Source organism: Streptomyces sp. NPDC001381, from assembly GCF_042895685.1.
Taxonomy (GTDB): Bacteria; Actinomycetota; Actinomycetes; order Streptomycetales; family Streptomycetaceae; genus Streptomyces.
The window spans coordinates 692,549-708,090 of sequence record NZ_JBIAWO010000001.1 but is presented as its reverse complement, the minus strand read 5'-3'; the positions used below and the strand labels follow the sequence as shown (position 1 = coordinate 708,090).

At 73.2% G+C, this 15,542-nt stretch carries 17 protein-coding genes; 8 read left to right on the top strand and 9 right to left on the bottom strand.

Annotation, left to right across the window (positions count from 1 at the left end):
- Positions 1 to 80: 80 nt before the first annotated feature.
- Positions 81 to 608, top strand: coding sequence for a GNAT family N-acetyltransferase (locus ACFY2L_RS03180; RefSeq protein WP_390821339.1), 528 nt, complete (start codon positions 81 to 83; stop codon positions 606 to 608).
- A gap of 16 nt (positions 609 to 624) precedes the next feature.
- Complete coding sequence (locus ACFY2L_RS03175) at positions 625 to 849, top strand: DUF2277 domain-containing protein (RefSeq protein WP_390655578.1); 225 nt, start codon at positions 625 to 627, stop codon at positions 847 to 849.
- 55 nt (positions 850 to 904) lie between these two features.
- On the opposite strand, the gene ACFY2L_RS03170 is transcribed toward ACFY2L_RS03175, so the two are convergent.
- From ACFY2L_RS03170 to ACFY2L_RS03150, 5 genes are all read right to left on the bottom strand, one after another.
- Positions 905 to 1,516, bottom strand: a complete 612-nt coding sequence (locus tag ACFY2L_RS03170; RefSeq protein WP_390655579.1) for a DedA family protein — start codon at positions 1,514 to 1,516, stop codon at positions 905 to 907.
- Positions 1,517 to 1,677: 161 nt separating this feature from the next.
- Positions 1,678 to 2,133 carry a DoxX family protein gene (locus tag ACFY2L_RS03165; RefSeq protein WP_390655580.1) on the bottom strand — a complete coding sequence of 152 codons (456 nt, stop codon included), beginning with the start codon at positions 2,131 to 2,133 and terminating at the stop codon, positions 1,678 to 1,680.
- 106 nt (positions 2,134 to 2,239) lie between these two features.
- Positions 2,240 to 4,135, bottom strand: coding sequence for an FAD/NAD(P)-binding protein (locus tag ACFY2L_RS03160; RefSeq protein ID WP_390655581.1), 1,896 nt, complete (start codon positions 4,133 to 4,135; stop codon positions 2,240 to 2,242).
- A gap of 167 nt (positions 4,136 to 4,302) precedes the next feature.
- On the bottom strand, positions 4,303 to 5,934 hold the full coding sequence (locus ACFY2L_RS03155) for an alkaline phosphatase D family protein (RefSeq protein ID WP_390655582.1): 1,632 nt from the start codon (positions 5,932 to 5,934) through the stop codon (positions 4,303 to 4,305).
- 78 nt (positions 5,935 to 6,012) lie between these two features.
- A complete protein-coding gene (locus ACFY2L_RS03150; RefSeq protein WP_390655583.1) occupies positions 6,013 to 6,657 on the bottom strand; it encodes an HNH endonuclease family protein in 645 nt (214 codons plus the stop codon).
- Between the two features lie 374 nt (positions 6,658 to 7,031).
- On the opposite strand from ACFY2L_RS03150, the gene ACFY2L_RS03145 reads away from it, so the two are divergent.
- Together ACFY2L_RS03145 and ACFY2L_RS03140 are read left to right on the top strand one after the other, a co-directional pair.
- On the top strand, positions 7,032 to 7,613 hold the full coding sequence (locus tag ACFY2L_RS03145) for a TMEM165/GDT1 family protein (protein WP_390655584.1): 582 nt from the start codon (positions 7,032 to 7,034) through the stop codon (positions 7,611 to 7,613).
- A gap of 143 nt (positions 7,614 to 7,756) precedes the next feature.
- On the top strand, positions 7,757 to 8,410 hold the full coding sequence (locus ACFY2L_RS03140) for an HAD-IA family hydrolase (RefSeq protein ID WP_390656181.1): 654 nt from the start codon (positions 7,757 to 7,759) through the stop codon (positions 8,408 to 8,410).
- Between the two features lie 45 nt (positions 8,411 to 8,455).
- Here the strand turns inward: ACFY2L_RS03140 and ACFY2L_RS03135 are convergent, their stop codons facing one another.
- Positions 8,456 to 9,517 carry a peptidoglycan-binding domain-containing protein gene (locus ACFY2L_RS03135; RefSeq protein ID WP_390821338.1) on the bottom strand — a complete coding sequence of 354 codons (1,062 nt, stop codon included), beginning with the start codon at positions 9,515 to 9,517 and terminating at the stop codon, positions 8,456 to 8,458.
- 170 nt (positions 9,518 to 9,687) lie between these two features.
- Between ACFY2L_RS03135 and ACFY2L_RS03130 the strand changes: the two genes are divergently transcribed.
- Positions 9,688 to 11,736: an MDR family MFS transporter gene (locus ACFY2L_RS03130; RefSeq protein WP_390655586.1), complete on the top strand. Its 2,049-nt coding sequence runs from the start codon at positions 9,688 to 9,690 to the stop codon at positions 11,734 to 11,736.
- Here ACFY2L_RS03130 and ACFY2L_RS03125 read toward each other — a convergent pair.
- Complete coding sequence (locus ACFY2L_RS03125; protein WP_390821337.1) at positions 11,717 to 12,208, bottom strand: GNAT family N-acetyltransferase; 492 nt, start codon at positions 12,206 to 12,208, stop codon at positions 11,717 to 11,719. The genes ACFY2L_RS03130 and ACFY2L_RS03125 overlap by 20 nt on opposite strands.
- A 174-nt stretch (positions 12,209 to 12,382) precedes the next feature.
- Between ACFY2L_RS03125 and ACFY2L_RS03120 the strand changes: the two genes are divergently transcribed.
- Positions 12,383 to 13,117: a hypothetical protein gene (locus tag ACFY2L_RS03120; protein ID WP_390655588.1), complete on the top strand. Its 735-nt coding sequence runs from the start codon at positions 12,383 to 12,385 to the stop codon at positions 13,115 to 13,117.
- 15 nt (positions 13,118 to 13,132) lie between these two features.
- Positions 13,133 to 13,798: a hypothetical protein gene (locus tag ACFY2L_RS03115; RefSeq protein ID WP_390821336.1), complete on the top strand. Its 666-nt coding sequence runs from the start codon at positions 13,133 to 13,135 to the stop codon at positions 13,796 to 13,798.
- On the opposite strand, the gene ACFY2L_RS03110 is transcribed toward ACFY2L_RS03115, so the two are convergent.
- Positions 13,787 to 14,221: a DUF1992 domain-containing protein gene (locus ACFY2L_RS03110; RefSeq protein WP_390821335.1), complete on the bottom strand. Its 435-nt coding sequence runs from the start codon at positions 14,219 to 14,221 to the stop codon at positions 13,787 to 13,789. The two genes, ACFY2L_RS03115 and ACFY2L_RS03110, sit on opposite strands and share 12 nt — an antisense overlap.
- A 123-nt stretch (positions 14,222 to 14,344) precedes the next feature.
- On the opposite strand from ACFY2L_RS03110, the gene ACFY2L_RS03105 reads away from it, so the two are divergent.
- Positions 14,345 to 14,737 carry a hypothetical protein gene (locus tag ACFY2L_RS03105; protein WP_390655591.1) on the top strand — a complete coding sequence of 131 codons (393 nt, stop codon included), beginning with the start codon at positions 14,345 to 14,347 and terminating at the stop codon, positions 14,735 to 14,737.
- A 30-nt stretch (positions 14,738 to 14,767) separates the two neighbouring features.
- Here ACFY2L_RS03105 and ACFY2L_RS03100 read toward each other — a convergent pair whose 3' ends face one another.
- Positions 14,768 to 15,439, bottom strand: coding sequence for an O-methyltransferase (locus ACFY2L_RS03100; RefSeq protein ID WP_390655592.1), 672 nt, complete (start codon positions 15,437 to 15,439; stop codon positions 14,768 to 14,770).
- Positions 15,440 to 15,542: the final 103 nt, after the last annotated feature.

Sequence of the window (15,542 nt, the reverse complement as noted above, 5' to 3'; positions counted from 1 at the left end):
GTGAACATACGTTCGATAATCTCGGTCGCCGCGCAGGAGCGGCCCGGCCGGTTGTCAGACCCCCGTCCTACCTTGGACGCATGGATCTCGACGGTGTGGAACAGGTGCGGCTGGTGCCCTGGGCGGAGGCGGACTTCTGGCTGTTGCGGCGGACCAACAGTCCGGAGATGACCGAGCATCTCGGGGGGCCGGAGACCGAGGAGCAGCTCGTCGCCCGGCACCGGCGGTATCTGGAGCTGCCGGCCGGGTGCATGTACCGGGTCACGCTCGCGGAGGGCGGCGAGACCGTCGGGGCGATCGGCTACTGGGAGTGCGTGTGGCAGGGGGCCACGGTGTGGGAGATGGGCTGGGGGATCCTGCCCGGGTTCCAGGGGAGGGGCCTCGCCGCACAGGCCGCGCGGGCGCTCGTCGAGGTCGTGCGGCGGGAGGCCGGCCGCGGCGGCCACCCGGAGCTGCACGCCTTCCCCAAGGCGGACCACGCCGCGTCCAACGGTGTGTGCCGCAAGGCCGGGTTCACCCTGCGCGGCCAGGCCGGCTTCGAGTACCCGAAGGGCAACCCGATCAGATCCAACGACTGGTACGTCGACCTGCGCACAGCGGCGGCGTGAGAGGGAGACTGGACCCATGTGCCGGAGCATCAAGACACTGCGTCCGCCCGCGCTGCCCGAACAGGCGACGCAGGAGGAGATCCACGCCGCCGCCCTGCAGTACGTACGCAAGGTGTCCGGGTTCCGGGCACCGGCCGCGCACAACAGGGAGGTGTTCGACGAGGCGGTCGAGGCGATCGCCGGGGCCACGGCCCGGCTGCTCGGCGGGCTGGAGGTGCGCGGGGCGCGGCAGGCGTCCTGACCCGCCCCGGCATGCCCGGGCCGCGTCTGCCCACGAGGGCCCGGCCCGCGTCTGCCTACGCGGCGGGCCGTCGCATCACGTAGGCCGCTCCCGCGCCCGCCCCGAACAGGGCCAGCACGGACACCCCGGTCGCCAGCCAGGTCGTGCCCAGCCAGTGGGCGCCGAAGTAGCCGAGGGCCACGCTGTAGGCCGCCCAGGACAGCCCGGCCAGGGCGGACCAGGGCAGGAAGTCGCGGGCGCGGCGGTGGGCGGCACCGGCGATGAGGGAGACGACCGAGCGGCCGGCGGGCGCGAACCGGGCCAGCACCACCAGCGCGCCGCCGCCCTGGGCGAGCGCCTCGCCGAGACGTTCCTGCGCGGTGGTCAGCCGCCGGGAGCGGGAGATCGCGCGGTCCAGGCGCTCACCGCCCCGCCAGGCCAGCCGGTAGGCCACCAGGTCGCCCAGCACGGACGCCGTGGTGGCGGACAGGATCAGGACCAGGATGTCCGGCACCTCGTGCGGGACCTGCCCGGTCGCGGCGCCCGAGCCCGCGGCGGCGGCGGTGGCCGCCGTGATCACGAGCACGCCGCTCGGCAGCACCGGCAGGAACACGTCGAGGAGGACCGACAGGCCCACCAGCGCGTAGATCCAAGGGCTGCCCAGCAAGGCCCCCACACTCTCGAACACCGTTCGCTCTCCCCCGTGACACGACAGCCATCCAGCGTACGCGGGAGATGTGACAGAAGGGTCACGGGGGGTGTTCGTGTTCAGGTCGGCCTGTTCACTTCGCCCTGTGAACGAGGGTGCCCTCCCCGCCGTGACGGAAGAGGGCACCCGGTGTTCTCGTCTCAGGCCGCTACCGCGGCCTGCTGCGCGGCCGGTTCCCGGCGGGCGGCCGTGCGCCGGGCGAACAGCCGGTCCAGGCCCAGGGCCCCGGAGCCGGTGAAGACCAGCAGCAGGAAGGCCCAGCAGAACATCGCGGAGGCCTCGCCGCCGTTCTCCAGCGGCCACAGCGCGTTCGGCTGGTGCACCTTGAAGTAGGCGTACGCCATGGAGCCCGAGGCCAGGAAGGCGGCGGCCCGGGTGCCCAGACCCAGCAGCACCAGGGCGCCGCAGACCAGCTGGATCACGGCCGCGTACCAGCCCGGCCAGGTGCCGGCGTCGACCGTGCCGCCGTCGGTGCCCACGGCCCCTCCCAGGACGCCGAAGAGCGAGGCGGCGCCGTGGCAGGCGAACAGCAGGCCCACGACGATGCGGAACAGGCCCAGCGCATAGGGCTGAGCGGTGGTGAGGCGAGCGGACATGGTGGGGGGTGCTCCTTCGGTGTCGGTCGGGCCGGTCCTGAAAGGACGGGACCGAACCCGTCGGTGGGGGCGGCGGTACCGAATGAGCGGTCAACGTTAGGCGGACCTAATCGATGCTTGCAAGTTCAACATCGAGCCACGGCCCGGCGTCCGCCCCGGGCTCCGTCCCGGCCGTCGCCGCACGTAGGACGGCTCTCGCCACGGCGTCCGCGTCCGAAAGCGTGACCGAATCCACGCCCGGCCGGGCGCCCGCCGCGGTCACCCAGTGCACCCCCTCCGTGGGCACTCCGAAGGCGAAGCGCCTCGGATGTGCCCGGCCTTGACGGTCTATCAGGTGATAGGGGCGCGGTGTCACGTCCAGCCCCCCGGTCACATGACCGTCGACCACGTGGGGGCGGCACCCCCCGGTCTTCAGCAACCGGGCGAGCAGTCCGTCGGCCGTGCGGCGCAGATCGGGTTCCGGCAGCCGGGCCTCGACCAGGGCCGTCACACGCACCGCCGAGCCCGGCACCTCCGGGGAGTGCGCCCGCCAGGCCCCGTCCTCCTCCCGCACCTCCAGGCGCGGCCCCAGCACCTCCACCACCCCGGCCTCCACCAGCGCGGTCAGCTCCTCGATGCGCCGCCGGGGCGGTCCGATGGACAGGAACGCGTTGAGCGGGGTGTACCAGCGGTCCAGGTGGTCCCGGCGGGAGGCACCCGTCAGGCCGCCGTGATCGACGACCAGCCGCAGCTCGTTGCGCAGGTCGCGCAGCACGTCCAGGGCCGCCTTCAGCGGGCCGGCCACGTTCCCCCGCGCCGCCTCCTCCGCGTCCCGCCGCAGATACGCCAGCAGCCAGTCCCGCCACTGCCCCGGGTGCGCGAACCGCCGCCTCCCGTACGGGCGGGAGATCCGGTCCCAGCTCCAGCGGTCCTCGGGCGCCACCCCGAACGCGTCGAGCACGCGTGCCTCCTCGGGGTCCCGGTGCGGCACGGCGAGGAACCGGTCCGCGAACCCGGGCCGGCCCAGAAGGGCCGTGTAGTACACCGTCTCCACCTCCTTCGCCACCAACGGCCAGATGTCCGCGAGGAAGTCGGGCGCCTCACCGGAGTCCGCGCGCTTGCGCAGGCCCGCGATCACCTCCGGGGTCAGGACGAGCGGGGTGTGCCGGCCGTAGGGGCCCTTGGCGTTGTCCCCGCGTGCCTGGTACGGGACACCGCGCCGGGACCCGGCGTGCAGACGGGGCTCGCGCCCGGAGGGCAGATAGCGCAGGCCGCCCGGACTCCCGCCGGTGCCGGTGCGCACGAAGCGGCCGCCGCGGCCCGTGGTCAGCAGAGCCACGTGGTCGAAGAAGTTGAGGCCCAGGCCGCGCAGCAGCACCGGTTCGCCCGGGGCGAGGCCGGACAGGTCGACGTCGGCCGGGTTGGCGGGCGGGATGTGCCGCAGACCGTGCCGCTCGGCGTACGCCGTGTGGCGCCGCTGGTCGCCGTCGGCGACCACGGGCAGATGCCCCTGGGCCAGGACGACGGCGGACAGTCCGAGCAGCACCCGGCCGTCGTCCAGGGTGAGCGCCTGGCGGCCGTCGTCGGCGTCGTCGAGGCGGACGGCACGGGCCGCGTGGGTCTCGACGCGCACCGCGGATGGCGCCTGGCGCACGGTCCGCGCGAACACCCACTCCAGGTACCGGCCGTACTGGGCGCGGGTCGGGTACTCGTCCGGGCCCAGCGTGCCGCCCGCCCACTCGTACAGGCTGGGACCGGGCCGGACCGGGCCGGCGCAGTCCACGCTGTCGTCGGTGAACAGGGTCACCTGCGAGGCCACGGTGTTCATCAGCAGTTCCCGCGACTGCGCGGTGCGCCACACCCGGCCCGGGCCCGGCGGATCCGGGTCGACGACATGGACGGTCAGCCGCACCCCCGGCGGGAGCAGGCCGGGCGCGGACGCGCAGAGGCGTTCCAGGACGCTGGTCCCGCGCGGCCCGGCGCCGACCAGGGCGACGGCGACGGAGGCCGTTCGCGCGTTCACTTCCGCGTTCTGTGAGGGCAAGGGGATGACTCCCGGGCGTGTGGGGCGCGATGGAGTGGACCGTCCGCGAGGCGTGCTGGAAGCGGACGGTCCGCCTCATCATGCCGTTGGGCGTCACAGAAGCCAACGCGGGCCCCACCGGCCCCAGTTGTCCCGCATGACCCTCATCAGCGGGTCAAGTCGGACTCCTCCACGATCATCAACGCGTCCTTCCCGCGCGCCTGTTCCAGCCGCAACCGGGCCGAACGGCCGTTCAGCGCCAGGGACATCAACTGGTTGCCGAACCACGGCCCGCCGGTCCTGCGCCAGCCGACGGGCGGCCGGGGAAGACCGCCGTGCCGGGTGAAACGGCGTCCGAGGGCACGGGCGGCCGCGCTCCAGCCGAACCGGAAGCCCATGCGGATCGACAGCGGAACGGAGTTGTGCACGGGCGAGCAGGTGAGCTGCAGCACCCGCGCCTCGGGCCCGCCGGCGCCGCCCGGCCAGCGCGGCTCGGCGATGTAGGCGTGGTGCACGTCACCGGACAGGACGAGCACCGTCGCCGGCGCGTCCGGGCCCGAGCCCGCCTCGGCGATCAGCTCTGACAGCGCGGCGAAGGAGTCCGGGAAGGCCGCCCAGTGCTCCAGGTCCGCCGCCCGTCTCAGCCGCTCCCCGAACCGCGCCCAGCGCGCGCCCCGGTCCCCCCGGCACAGGGCCGCGTTCCACGCCTCGACGTCGTGCACGAGATGCGGCAGCAGCCAGGGCAGGGAGGTGCCGATCAGGAGATGGTCGTAGGAGCCGGGGTCCTGGAGCACCTGCTCGCGCAGCCACTCGGCCTCCCCGCGGCCGAGCATCGCGCGGCCGTCCTCCTCGAGGACCCGCGCGGCCCGGGTGTCCACCATCAGCACCCGCACCCGGCCGAAGTCCCGCCGGTAGCTCCAGCGGACGGTGGCGGGCTCGGCGTCGGCGCGGCAGGCGAAGTCGCGCAGCACGTCGGTGCCGTCGGGGGCCGCGCGTACGGCGGCGTAGAGCGGGTCGGCGGCCAGTGCGGCGGGGGAGAGGTTCCCCAGGTGCTGGTGGACCCAGTACGACATCAGCCCGCTCAGCAGCCGCTCGCGCCACCAGGGCGTGGCCCGCATGTCGGCGAGCCAGGCGGCGGAGGTGTTCCAGTCGTCGATGACGTCGTGGTCGTCGAAGATCATGCAGCTGGGCACGGTGGACAGCAGCCACCGCACCTCCGGGTCGAGCCAGGACTCGTAGTAGAGCCAGGTGTACTCCTCGAAGTCGGCGACCTCGGCGCCCGGCGGGTCGTCGAGGCCCCGGCGGGTCCTGATGCGCTCCTTCACGGCGTCGGAGACCTCGTCGGCGTACACCTGGTCGCCCAGCAGGAGGAGCACGTCCGGCCGTTCGGCACCGGGGTCGGCGGCGAGGCGGGCGGCGAGACTGTCCAGGGCGTCGGGCCCGACGGGGTCGGCCGTGTCGGCGGGGGGTGCCGCCCAGCGGCAGGAGCCGAAGGTGACGCGGACGCCGTCGCCCCCGGCCGGGGACCGGATGACGGACGGCGGGAAACGCGAGTCGGGCAGCGGCCACACACGGGTGCCGTCGAGGAACACCTCGTACGCCGTGGCCGTCCCCGGGGTCAGGCCGGTCACCGGGACCAGGGCGTAGTGATGGCCCGCCACCTGGAAGGTGGGGGCCGTGCCGCCGGCCCCGTCCGCACAGCGCACCTCGGCGGCGCACGGGCGGCTCGCCTCGACCCAGACGGTCGCGGACGAGGCGTCGGCGTATCTCAGCAGGGGGCCCAGCCGCAGTCCGGCCACACGATCACTCTCCTCCGTCGCCCCGTACGGTACGGAACGACGGAGGAGCGTGGGGAGTACCGGGAGCCGACCGGTTGATCAGCAGCTCGCGAGGTAGCTGGTGAGCGCGGACTTCTCGGCCGAGTCGACGGAGAGGTCGTAGTAGTACTTCACCTGCACCCAGGCGCGGACGTAGGTGCAGCGGTAGGAGGTGACCGACGGCATCCAGGTGGCCGGGTCCTGGTCGCCCTTGGCCTGGTTCACGTTGTCCGTGACGGCGATGAGCTGCGGGCGGGTCAGGTCGTTGGCGAAGGCCTGGCGCTGCGCGGTGGTCCAGCCGCTCGCGCCGGAGTCCCAGGCCTCGGCGAGCGGCACCAGGTGGTCGATGTCGAGGTCGGAGGCGGCGGTCCAGGTGGCGCCGTCGTACGGGGAGTACCAGCTGCCGCTGGTGGAGGCGCACGCGGAGTCGGTGACGACGTTCGAGCCGTCGCGCTTGAGGACCGTCTCGCGGGTGTTGCAGGTGCCGGAGATGGTGATCCAGTGCGGGAAGAGGTCGCGGCTGTAGCCGGTGCGGTTCTCCGTGGCCACGGTGAGCGAGGCGAGGTAGGTGCGGGCGGTGGCCGCGCTGACCGGGGTGGGGAGGGCGGCGGAGGCGGTGGGGGAGTTGAACAGCGCGACGGAGGCTATGAGACCGGTGAGTGCCGCGAGTATGCTCAGCCGTCGACGCGCGTAGAACTTGGGCATGCGAACTCCCTTGAGGGGTGGGGGTGGTGGCGCGAGCGGTTGGAATGCTCGCGGCGCCGCATTGCGGGGAGGTGTGCGCTCGGTAAGAAGTTAGTGACGTGCACATGACACGACAAGCTCTTCGGCGCAACGATCTCGTATGATGGATGCAGCAGAAGGGGAGTAGCTCTTCGCCGGACCGTCGACATACTGCTCAGCTCGTCTGAGCCGGCGCCCGGAGGCAGGCCCGTTGTCACGGGTCGGCCAGCGAGACCTTCGGCAAGCAGTGCACATCCGTGCCGTTCGGCACGGATGACGTGTGCTGCCGTGCCGAGGTGTCCCGCGTCGTGGAAAAAGGACTCTCGGTGGGGCGGCCCCCGACCGATTGAGGAACCTTGATCAGCATGACCGTCCTGGCGCTCGTCTTCGGTGTCGTCTTCCTGGCCGAGCTGCCGGACAAGACCGCGCTCGCCGGCCTCGTCCTCGGCACCCGCTACCGGGCCTCCTACGTCTTCGCGGGCGTCGCCGCCGCCTTCGTGCTGCATGTCTCGCTCGCCGTCGCCGCGGGCAGTGTGCTGACGCTGCTGCCGCAGCAGATCCTGCACGCGCTGACGGGTGTGCTGTTCCTCGGCGGGGCCGCGATGCTGCTGCTCAAGAAGGACGAGGACGAGGAGGAGGTCCGGCGGCCGGAGAACCAGTCCTTCTGGAAGGTGGCCGGGGCCGGCTTCATGCTGATCCTGGTCGCCGAGTTCGGTGACCTGACTCAGATCATGACCGCGAACCTCGCCGCCCGCTACGACGACCCCCTCTCCGTCGGGCTCGGCGCGGTGCTGGCGCTGTGGACGGTGGCGGGCCTCGGCATCGTCGGCGGTCAGGCGCTGATGAAGCGGGTGCCGCTGAAGCTGATCACGCAGATCGCCGCGCTGCTGATGCTGGGGCTGGGCGTGTGGAGCCTGTGGGAGGCGGTCGCGGGCTGAGCTGAACGCCCGGTGAACGCTTTCCGGGCGGGGTGGCGGCGGGCGCGCTTTATTTTGTACCGTGGAGAAACAAAGTGGCTCCCGCCCGTTTTCCCTGACCGGCGGGCGGGGCCGCCTTGTCTCTACGTTCTCTGGAGCTGCCGATGCCGGTCCTGCCCGCCCGTGCCCTTCTCCTCGACATGGATGGCACCCTCGTGAACTCCGACGCCGTCGTCGAACGGATCTGGCGGCGCTGGGCCGAACGGCACGGACTGGACGGCGACGAGGTGATGGGCGTCGTCCACGGGCGGCAGGGGCACGCCTCGATGGCCCTGCTGCTGCCCGGCCGGCCGCCGGAGCAGAACCTCGCGGACAACGCGCGGATGCTGGCGGAGGAGACGGCGGACCTGGACGGAGTGGTGCCGGTGCCGGGGGCGCCGGAGTTCCTCGCCTCCCTGATCGAGCAGGGCGTCCCGCACGCACTGGTCACCTCGGCCGACGCCCCGCTGTCGACGGCCCGGATGGCGGCGGCGGGGCTTTCGCTGCCGGCGGTACGGGTCACGGCGGAGTCGGTGGGGGCGAGCAAGCCGGACCCCGAGGGGTTCCTCAAGGGCGCCGCGGAGCTCGGGGTCGCGCCCGGGGACTGCGTGGTCTTCGAGGACTCCGGGGCGGGGATCGCCGCGGGGCGGGCGGCCGGGATGCGGGTCGTGGGCGTCGGACCGCGGGCGGGTGCGCACGGGCCGGACGCGGAGGTGCGGGACCTGCGCGCGGTGCGGGTGGAGCCGGCGGCGGACGGGGTGCTGGTCCACATCGGGTGAGGCCGGCCGGCCTTCGGTCGACGACGCCACTTCCGCAACGGGCCCTTAGGGCTCCTTGGTCTCCGCTTCCAGGCTCGCCCTCGTCGCCGCCCCGTAGACCCCGAGCTCGTCGTCCTCGACGCCGCGCGACCACTGGTAGTTGCGCAGAGCGTTTTCGACCTCGGTGGTGAAAGAGCCGTTCGTGTCGCCGTTGTAGAGATACAACTGGTGCAGGCGGAGCTGGAGTTCGGTCACCTCCGAACCCTTGTCCCCCAGACGCAGGACGGGCGCGGTGATGGTCTCCTGGCCGTCGTCGGCCTGGTTGCCGGGCCCGATGGTCCCGGTGGCGCGGGCCGTCGGCGCCGCCGTGCTCGCCTCGGCCGAGGCGGAGGCCGACGGTGAGGCGCTCGACTCGGACGCGCTCGGCGACGGGCTCTCGCTCTCGCTGGGCGACGACGAGGAGGCGGCGGCCGAGGGCGAGGAGGAGCGGCTCGCGGCGGACGCGGAGGCCGCGCTGGTCGAGGTGTCGGGCACGGCGGCCCGTACGTCCTCGGGGGCGGCGCCGTCCCGCGCCGGTTTCTCGTAGGTGAACAGCCCGCTCGCGAACCCGGCCGCGGCCACCACGGCCACGGCCGCGCCGCCGGCCGCGATCAGCAGGGTGCGCCGGCGGCGGCCGCGCGGCGGTTCCTCGTCGTCGGGACGGGACCAGGCCGGTCCTTCCCGCACCTCGAACCGGCTGGGGCCGGGGGCGCCGGGCTCGGCGGCCGGTCCGACCTGCTGCAGCGGCACGGTCTCGTGGGCCGACAGGGGCGGGTCGGCCGCTACGGCCGCTACGGCCGGGTCGGCCGGTACGGCCCGCAGGGGCATGGTCGCGTCGGCCGCGTGACCACCCGCCACGCCCCGCGCGCCCCCCAGTTCGACATAGGGCCGTATCCGCAGCGGATCGAAGTCCTCCGCCGCTGCCGCCTCCGCCGTCCGTGTCTCCCGCAGGGCCTCCGAGGCGCGCTCCGCACAGGCGCAGGACGGGGTGTTGTCGGGTGCGCGCAGCGCCCCGCACTCCGGGCACGGGTGCCCCTGCGGAGGCCCCGGTCGTCCCGGTCGCCTCTGCCGCCCCGTCCGATCGCTCACCTGTTCGTACCTCCCCGTGAGAACTCCAGAGTTTATGCAGATCCTCCACACGGCCGGCTCCCCGAGGTCCCGGAATGCCCGCTTCCGCAGGGACCAACGGGGACTCGGGAGGCCATAACGGGTCACACCGATCACGATGGACAGTGGCACAAGAGCCTCAGGAGGTATCCATGGCCTTGGACGCGCACAGCAGGACGGCGGATCCACATCAGGAACACGTGTCCGGAAACGTCCTCGTCTCCATCGGCGCCCTGCTGCTCGGCATGCTCCTCGCCGCCCTGGACCAGACGATCGTGTCGACCGCCCTGCCCACGATCGTCAGCGAACTGGGCGGTCTGGAGCACCTGAGCTGGGTCGTCACCGCCTACATGCTCGCCTCGACGGCCGCGACCCCCCTGTGGGGCAAACTGGGCGACCAGTACGGGCGCAAGAGGCTCTTCCAGACCGCGATCGTGCTCTTCCTGATCGGTTCGGCCCTCTGCGGAATGGCGCAAAACATGCCGCAGCTGATCGCCTTCCGCGCGGTCCAGGGGCTGGGCGGCGGCGGTCTGATGGTGCTGTCGATGGCGATCGTCGGCGACATCGTCCCGCCCCGGGAACGCGGCCGCTACCAGGGCCTGTTCGGCGCGGTGTTCGGCGCCACCAGCGTTCTCGGACCGCTCCTCGGCGGCCTGTTCACCGAGCATCTGAGCTGGCGCTGGGTGTTCTACGTCAACCTGCCCGTCGGCGTCGTCGCACTCGCCGTCATCGCGACCGTCCTGCACATCCCGCGCAGGGCGACCCGGCACGTCATCGACTACCCGGGCACCCTGCTCATCGCCTCGGTCGCCACCTGCCTGGTCCTGGTCGCCTCCCTCGGCGGCACCACCTGGGACTGGGGCTCGCCGCAGATCGTCGGGCTCGCCGTCCTGGGCGCCGTACTCGCCGTGGCGTTCGTGGCCGTGGAACGCCGGGCGGCCGAACCGGTCCTGCCCCTCAAGCTGTTCCGCATCCGCACCTTCACGCTCTCCGCCGTCATCAGCTTCATCGTCGGTTTCGCGATGTTCGGCGCGATGACCTATCTGCCGACCTTCCTCCAGGTCGTGCAGGGCGTCTCCCCGACCATGTCCGGCGTGCACATGCTGCCGATGGTGGCGGGCATGCTGCTGTCGTCCACGGCCTCCGGACAGATCGTCAGCCGCACCGGCCGCTGGAAGGTCTTCCCGCTCTCCGGCACCGCCGTCACGACCGTCGGCCTGCTCCTCCTGCACCAGCTCGACGAGAACAGCTCCACCGCCGAGATGAGCACGTCCTTCTTCGTCTTCGGCCTGGGCCTGGGCCTGGTGATGCAGGTCCTCGTCCTCATCGTGCAGAACGCCGTCGCCTACGAGGACCTCGGCGTCGCCACCTCCGGCGCCACCTTCTTCCGGTCCATCGGCGCGTCCTTCGGCGTCGCCATCTTCGGCACGGTCTTCGCGGGCCGCCTCGGCGACAAGCTCACCGACGCCTTCCGGGGCGGCCTGCCCGCCGGGCTCTCGGTGGACGACCTGGAGTCCGACCCGCGCGACATCGCCCGGCTGCCCTCCTCCCTGCAGCCGGCGGCCCTGCACGCGTACGCGTCCGCCATCACCGACGTCTTCCTGTACGCCGCCCCCGTCGCCCTCCTCGGCTTCCTCCTGGCCTGGTTCCTCCGCGAGGACCCGCTGCGCGGCTCGGTCACCGCGCCCGACGTGACGGAGACCCTCGCCAGCAACCCGGTCGAACGGTCCTCCTACGACGAGGTGTGCCGGGCGCTGTCCGTGCTCGGCACCCGCGAGGGCCGCCGCGAGATCTACCGCACGATCACCGCACGGGCCGGCCACGACCTCCTCCCGGCGGCGAGCTGGCTGTTGCTGCGGATGAAGAGGTACGGCAGCGTCGAGCCGGGGGTGCTCGCCGAACGCACCACCGTCCCGCTGCCGGTGATCCTCGACGCCGCCCGCCAGGTCGAGGAGCGCCGGCTCGCCGTGCGCGAGGGCCTCGACATGGTCCTCACCCCACAGGGCCGGGAGGTCGCCGAGGACCTGGCGCGGGTGCGGGAGAAGTCGCTGGCGGACCTGCTCGGCGACTGGTGGGGCCCCGACCGGCCGACCGATCTGATCCAGCTGGTCAAGGAGCTGAACGACGAGCTGTGCGGCTCCGACCGTGAACAGCCGCACGAAGGACGGCCGGTGCCCCGGCTCAGCCGAGAGCCTTCGTGAACCAGTGCTCGGCGTAGACGTCGTCGTTGTGCCGCCCGGTCTCCATGTAGCCGAGCCGCGCGTACAGGGCGCGGGCCTCGACCAGGTCACTGCGGGTGTCCAGGATCATCCGCGTGGCGCCCAGCGCGCGGGCGGCGTCCTCCGCGGCCCCGACGAGGAGCGGCGCGCCGCCCTTCCCGCGCAGTCCCTCCCGCACGAACACCCGGGTGAGCTCGGCGGTCGCCGCGTCCAGCAGCCGTACGCCCGCACAGCCGCCCGGCTCACCGTCGTACCGGCCCACCAGCAACCGGCCGCCGGGCGGGGCCAGTTCGGCCCCGGTGCGGGCGGCGATCCCCCGCTCCAGCTCGTCCGGGTCGGTCCGGCGCCCCTCGTGCGTCACGTACCAGCGGTCGCTGACCTCGGTGTAGTACTCCCGCCAGAGCGCGGCGGCGACGGGGGAGTCGAAGGGTTCGGCGGCGACGGTCCAGGTCATCCGCTCATTCTGCGGAGCCGGGGTGCGGGGCGCGCAACCGGATATGCGTGACCCCGCGCACCGGATCGCCCGCGCCGGCGCCCGCGGGCCCCGTGCGGGACCCGTTTGGGAGGTGTCCTGCGGGCAACCCGGAACGCGAACCGGCCCGTGGGGCCGACACACCGGAAGGCAACCATGTCCACAGGCGTGATCATCGCTCTGATCGTGGCTGCGGCGGCCGTAGTCGCCGTGGCGGCGATCCTGGCCGTGCGGGCTCGGGGCTCGCACGGCGCACACGGCCTGAAGCAGCGCTTCGGGCCCGAGTACGACCGGGCCGTGGCCCGGCACGACGGGGACGTCAAGGCGGCCGAGCGGGAACTCGGCGCGCTCGTGGAGCGGCACGGCGGACTGCGTGAGCGGCCGCTGGAGCCCGCGGAGCGCGAGCGGTTCGAGGCCCGCTGGACGGCCGCGCAGGAGCGCTTCGTCGACTCCCCGAGCGACGCGGTCGCCGAGGCCGACCGTCTCCTCGCCGAGGTGGCCGGCGCCCGCGGCTTCCCCGACGGCGCCCAGTACGAGGAGCAGGTCGCCGCGCTCTCCGTGCACCACGCCGACCATGTGCACGGCTACCGGCGCGTGCACCGGGTGGCCCGGGCACGGGCCGGCGGCGGCGACCTCTTCCACGACACGGAGACGCCCGGCGGCGCATCGGGCGTGCGGGACGGCGCCGAGCCCGGCACACGGGACGGCGGCGCGCCCGGCACCGAGGACATGCGGGCCGCCATGGTCGAGGCCCGCGCCCTCTTCGACGACCTGCTGGGCGCGGCCCACCGCGACTCCGGCCGCCACCGGTCCGAGCGCCGCAGGACCCAGCCCGACCGCTCCCACCACCAGCCGTGGGGCTTCCACCGGCACCAGACGAAGGAAGGGTGACGCGCGATGCCCGACATGACCCAGGATTCCGAGAGCCGTCCGCCCCGCACCCCGATGGAGAAGGCACGGGCGGCGGTACGGTCCGGCACCGGCACCGGTACTGAGACCGGGACGGCCGTCGGCGGGACCTCGTCCGGCGGGGTTTCGCCCGGCGGGGACGAGCGAACGGGCCCGGTCGCGGGTGCGGCGGGCCACCGGGAGGCGGGCGCGGTCGGCACCTCCGGAGCCGGAGCGGCCGGCACGGGAGCGGCCGGAGCCGCCGGACGGGACGCCGGCCTCGGGACCACCCCCACCGGGGCCACCTCCACCGGGACCACCGCCACCGAGCAGCCCGGCACGGCCGGCGACGGCGGCGGGCACGGCGCGCCGTTGCTGCCGCGCGACGAGTGCGACGACCTCGCCTCGCGGATGCAGCACGCCGTCGTCGGCTTCGTGGACGGCCCCCGGGACGCCGTCGCGGAGGCCGACCATGTGCTGGAGGAACTCGCCGCACGCGTCACCGACGCCGTGAACCAGCGACGCCGTACCCTGCGCGGGTCCTGGCAGCTCGCCGAAGGCGGGAAGGCCGGCCGAACCGACAGGACGGGGACGGCGGGGGAGGCCACCGGCACCGACACCGAACAACTCCGGCTGGCCCTGCGGGACTACCGCGAACTGACGGAGCGGCTGCTACACGTGTGACCCGTCGTCCGCACTGCCCCGTGCCGCCCGGCGCTCCCGCCACTCCCGTACGACCGCTTCCACGTCGTACGGCTTCATGCCCAGCGGGGGGCCGGGCGGCGGCTTGAACATCATGTCGCGGAGCTTGACGTTGACGTCCGTGATGATCTTCCGGACGATGCGCTCCGAGGGCGCCGCGTACGCCGCCGCGAGGGCGTCCTCCGCCTCCTTGCGCAGGGCGAGGGCCGGAGGCAGGACCGAGAGCCCCTCGCGCGCCATCTTGCCCCTGATCCACCACAGTTCGTCGTACGAGGTGTCGGTGCCCGGCGGCAGCGGCTTGCCCGCGCCCGGAAGCCGGTCGAACTCCCCGCGCCGCTCGGCGTCACGGATCTGCTTGTCGACCCAGGACTCGAACGGCACACCCGGTGGCTTTCGCTCGGTCATGCGTCCATTGTGCCGGACGGGACCGGCCCGGGCGATTTATCATGCGGCCGCTGTGCAAACACTGTTCAGCGCCTTACCAGCCGCCATTCAGCCGTCGATTCACGGCTTCACGAAGGAGCGCACGTGCTCGAACTCACCATGGCCTCCGTCTCCGGGACGGAAGAGGGCGCCACGGCCGGCATGCTCATGGCCGACGCGCCCAGTGACCCGGGCGCCGTGCTGCGGGTGGGCCGGGACAAGTCGGTGTGCCGCCTCGTGACGCCCGAGGACTGGCTGTTCGTCTCCAGAGTGCACCTGGAGTTCCTGTGCGGCCCCGAGGGCACCTGGCAGGTCTCCTGGCTGCGCGGCTCGCAGGACGAGCCGTCCTCCGAAGTGCGGCTGGTCGTCGGGGAGTACGCGCAGCAGATCGCCTACGGCGGGACCGTACCGCTGCCGCGCGGCGGTTCCGGCGAGATCATCGTCCTCGACCGGACCGGGCCGCGCAGCGTCAACGTCGGCTTCTACCACGAGATGTAGCCCTCTGCGGATCACCGGGGTGCCGAAGGGCTACGCCCGCACGCGGGCCAGAGCGAAGCCGTCGTAGCCCTTGGCGCCCACGGTCTGGATCGCCGTGCCGCTCAGCCGGGGGTGGGCGCCGATCAGTTCGATCGCGGCCCGGGAGCCCCGCACGTCCCCCTCCTCGCTGGCCGGGTCGACGACCCGGCCGCCGCGCACGACGTTGTCGACGACGATCAGGCTGCCGGTGCTGGTGAGTCTCACCGCCCACTCCAGGTAGTGCGGGTTGTTGGACTTGTCGGCGTCGATGAACACCAGGTCGAACGGGGGCGGGTTCTCGTCGGCCAGCCGGGGCAGCGACTCCAGGGCCGCGCCGACCCGCACCTCCACCACCTTGTCCAGGCCCGCGCGGGCGATGTTGCGGACGGCGACCTCCGCGTGCCGCGGGTCGTACTCCAGCGAGATCAGCCGGCCGTCGGCGGGGAGCGCGCGGGCCAGCCAGATCGTGCTGTAGCCGGCGAGCGTGCCGATCTCCAGGATCGTCCGCGCCCCCTGGATCTCGGCCAGCAGCTGGAGCAGCTTGCCCTGGTTCGCCGTGACGTTGATCCCGGGGAGCCCGGCGGCCTCGCTGTCGCGCAACGCGGCCGCGGTCACCTCGTCGTCCGGGGCGAGGTGGTCCGTGAAGTAGGCGTCGACGGCGTCCCAGACCTGCGACTCGCTCATGCGCTCTGCCTCTCGTGTGACTGCATCTAGTTAGAACCGCTAACTAGCCATGCCAACGGGCCCCGCCGTGCGCCGGTTCCCCGCCGAAGGGTCCTCCCCGGTT

Excerpts from the sequence above, each read along its gene's own strand:
- ACFY2L_RS03180 (WP_390821339.1), top strand. The coding sequence starts at position 81 with ATGGATCTCGACGGTGTGGAACAGGTGCGGCTGGTGCCCTGGGCGGAG.
- ACFY2L_RS03175 (WP_390655578.1), top strand. The coding sequence starts at position 625 with ATGTGCCGGAGCATCAAGACACTGCGTCCGCCCGCGCTGCCCGAACAG.
- ACFY2L_RS03165 (WP_390655580.1), bottom strand. The coding sequence starts at position 2,133 with ATGTCCGCTCGCCTCACCACCGCTCAGCCCTATGCGCTGGGCCTGTTC.
- ACFY2L_RS03150 (WP_390655583.1), bottom strand. The coding sequence starts at position 6,657 with ATGCCCAAGTTCTACGCGCGTCGACGGCTGAGCATACTCGCGGCACTC.
- ACFY2L_RS03140 (WP_390656181.1), top strand. The coding sequence starts at position 7,757 with ATGCCGGTCCTGCCCGCCCGTGCCCTTCTCCTCGACATGGATGGCACC.
- ACFY2L_RS03130 (WP_390655586.1), top strand. The coding sequence starts at position 9,688 with ATGGCCTTGGACGCGCACAGCAGGACGGCGGATCCACATCAGGAACAC.
- ACFY2L_RS03125 (WP_390821337.1), bottom strand. The coding sequence starts at position 12,208 with ATGACCTGGACCGTCGCCGCCGAACCCTTCGACTCCCCCGTCGCCGCC.
- ACFY2L_RS03120 (WP_390655588.1), top strand. The coding sequence starts at position 12,383 with ATGTCCACAGGCGTGATCATCGCTCTGATCGTGGCTGCGGCGGCCGTA.
- ACFY2L_RS03115 (WP_390821336.1), top strand. The coding sequence starts at position 13,133 with ATGACCCAGGATTCCGAGAGCCGTCCGCCCCGCACCCCGATGGAGAAG.
- ACFY2L_RS03110 (WP_390821335.1), bottom strand. The coding sequence starts at position 14,221 with ATGACCGAGCGAAAGCCACCGGGTGTGCCGTTCGAGTCCTGGGTCGAC.
- ACFY2L_RS03100 (WP_390655592.1), bottom strand. The coding sequence starts at position 15,439 with ATGAGCGAGTCGCAGGTCTGGGACGCCGTCGACGCCTACTTCACGGAC.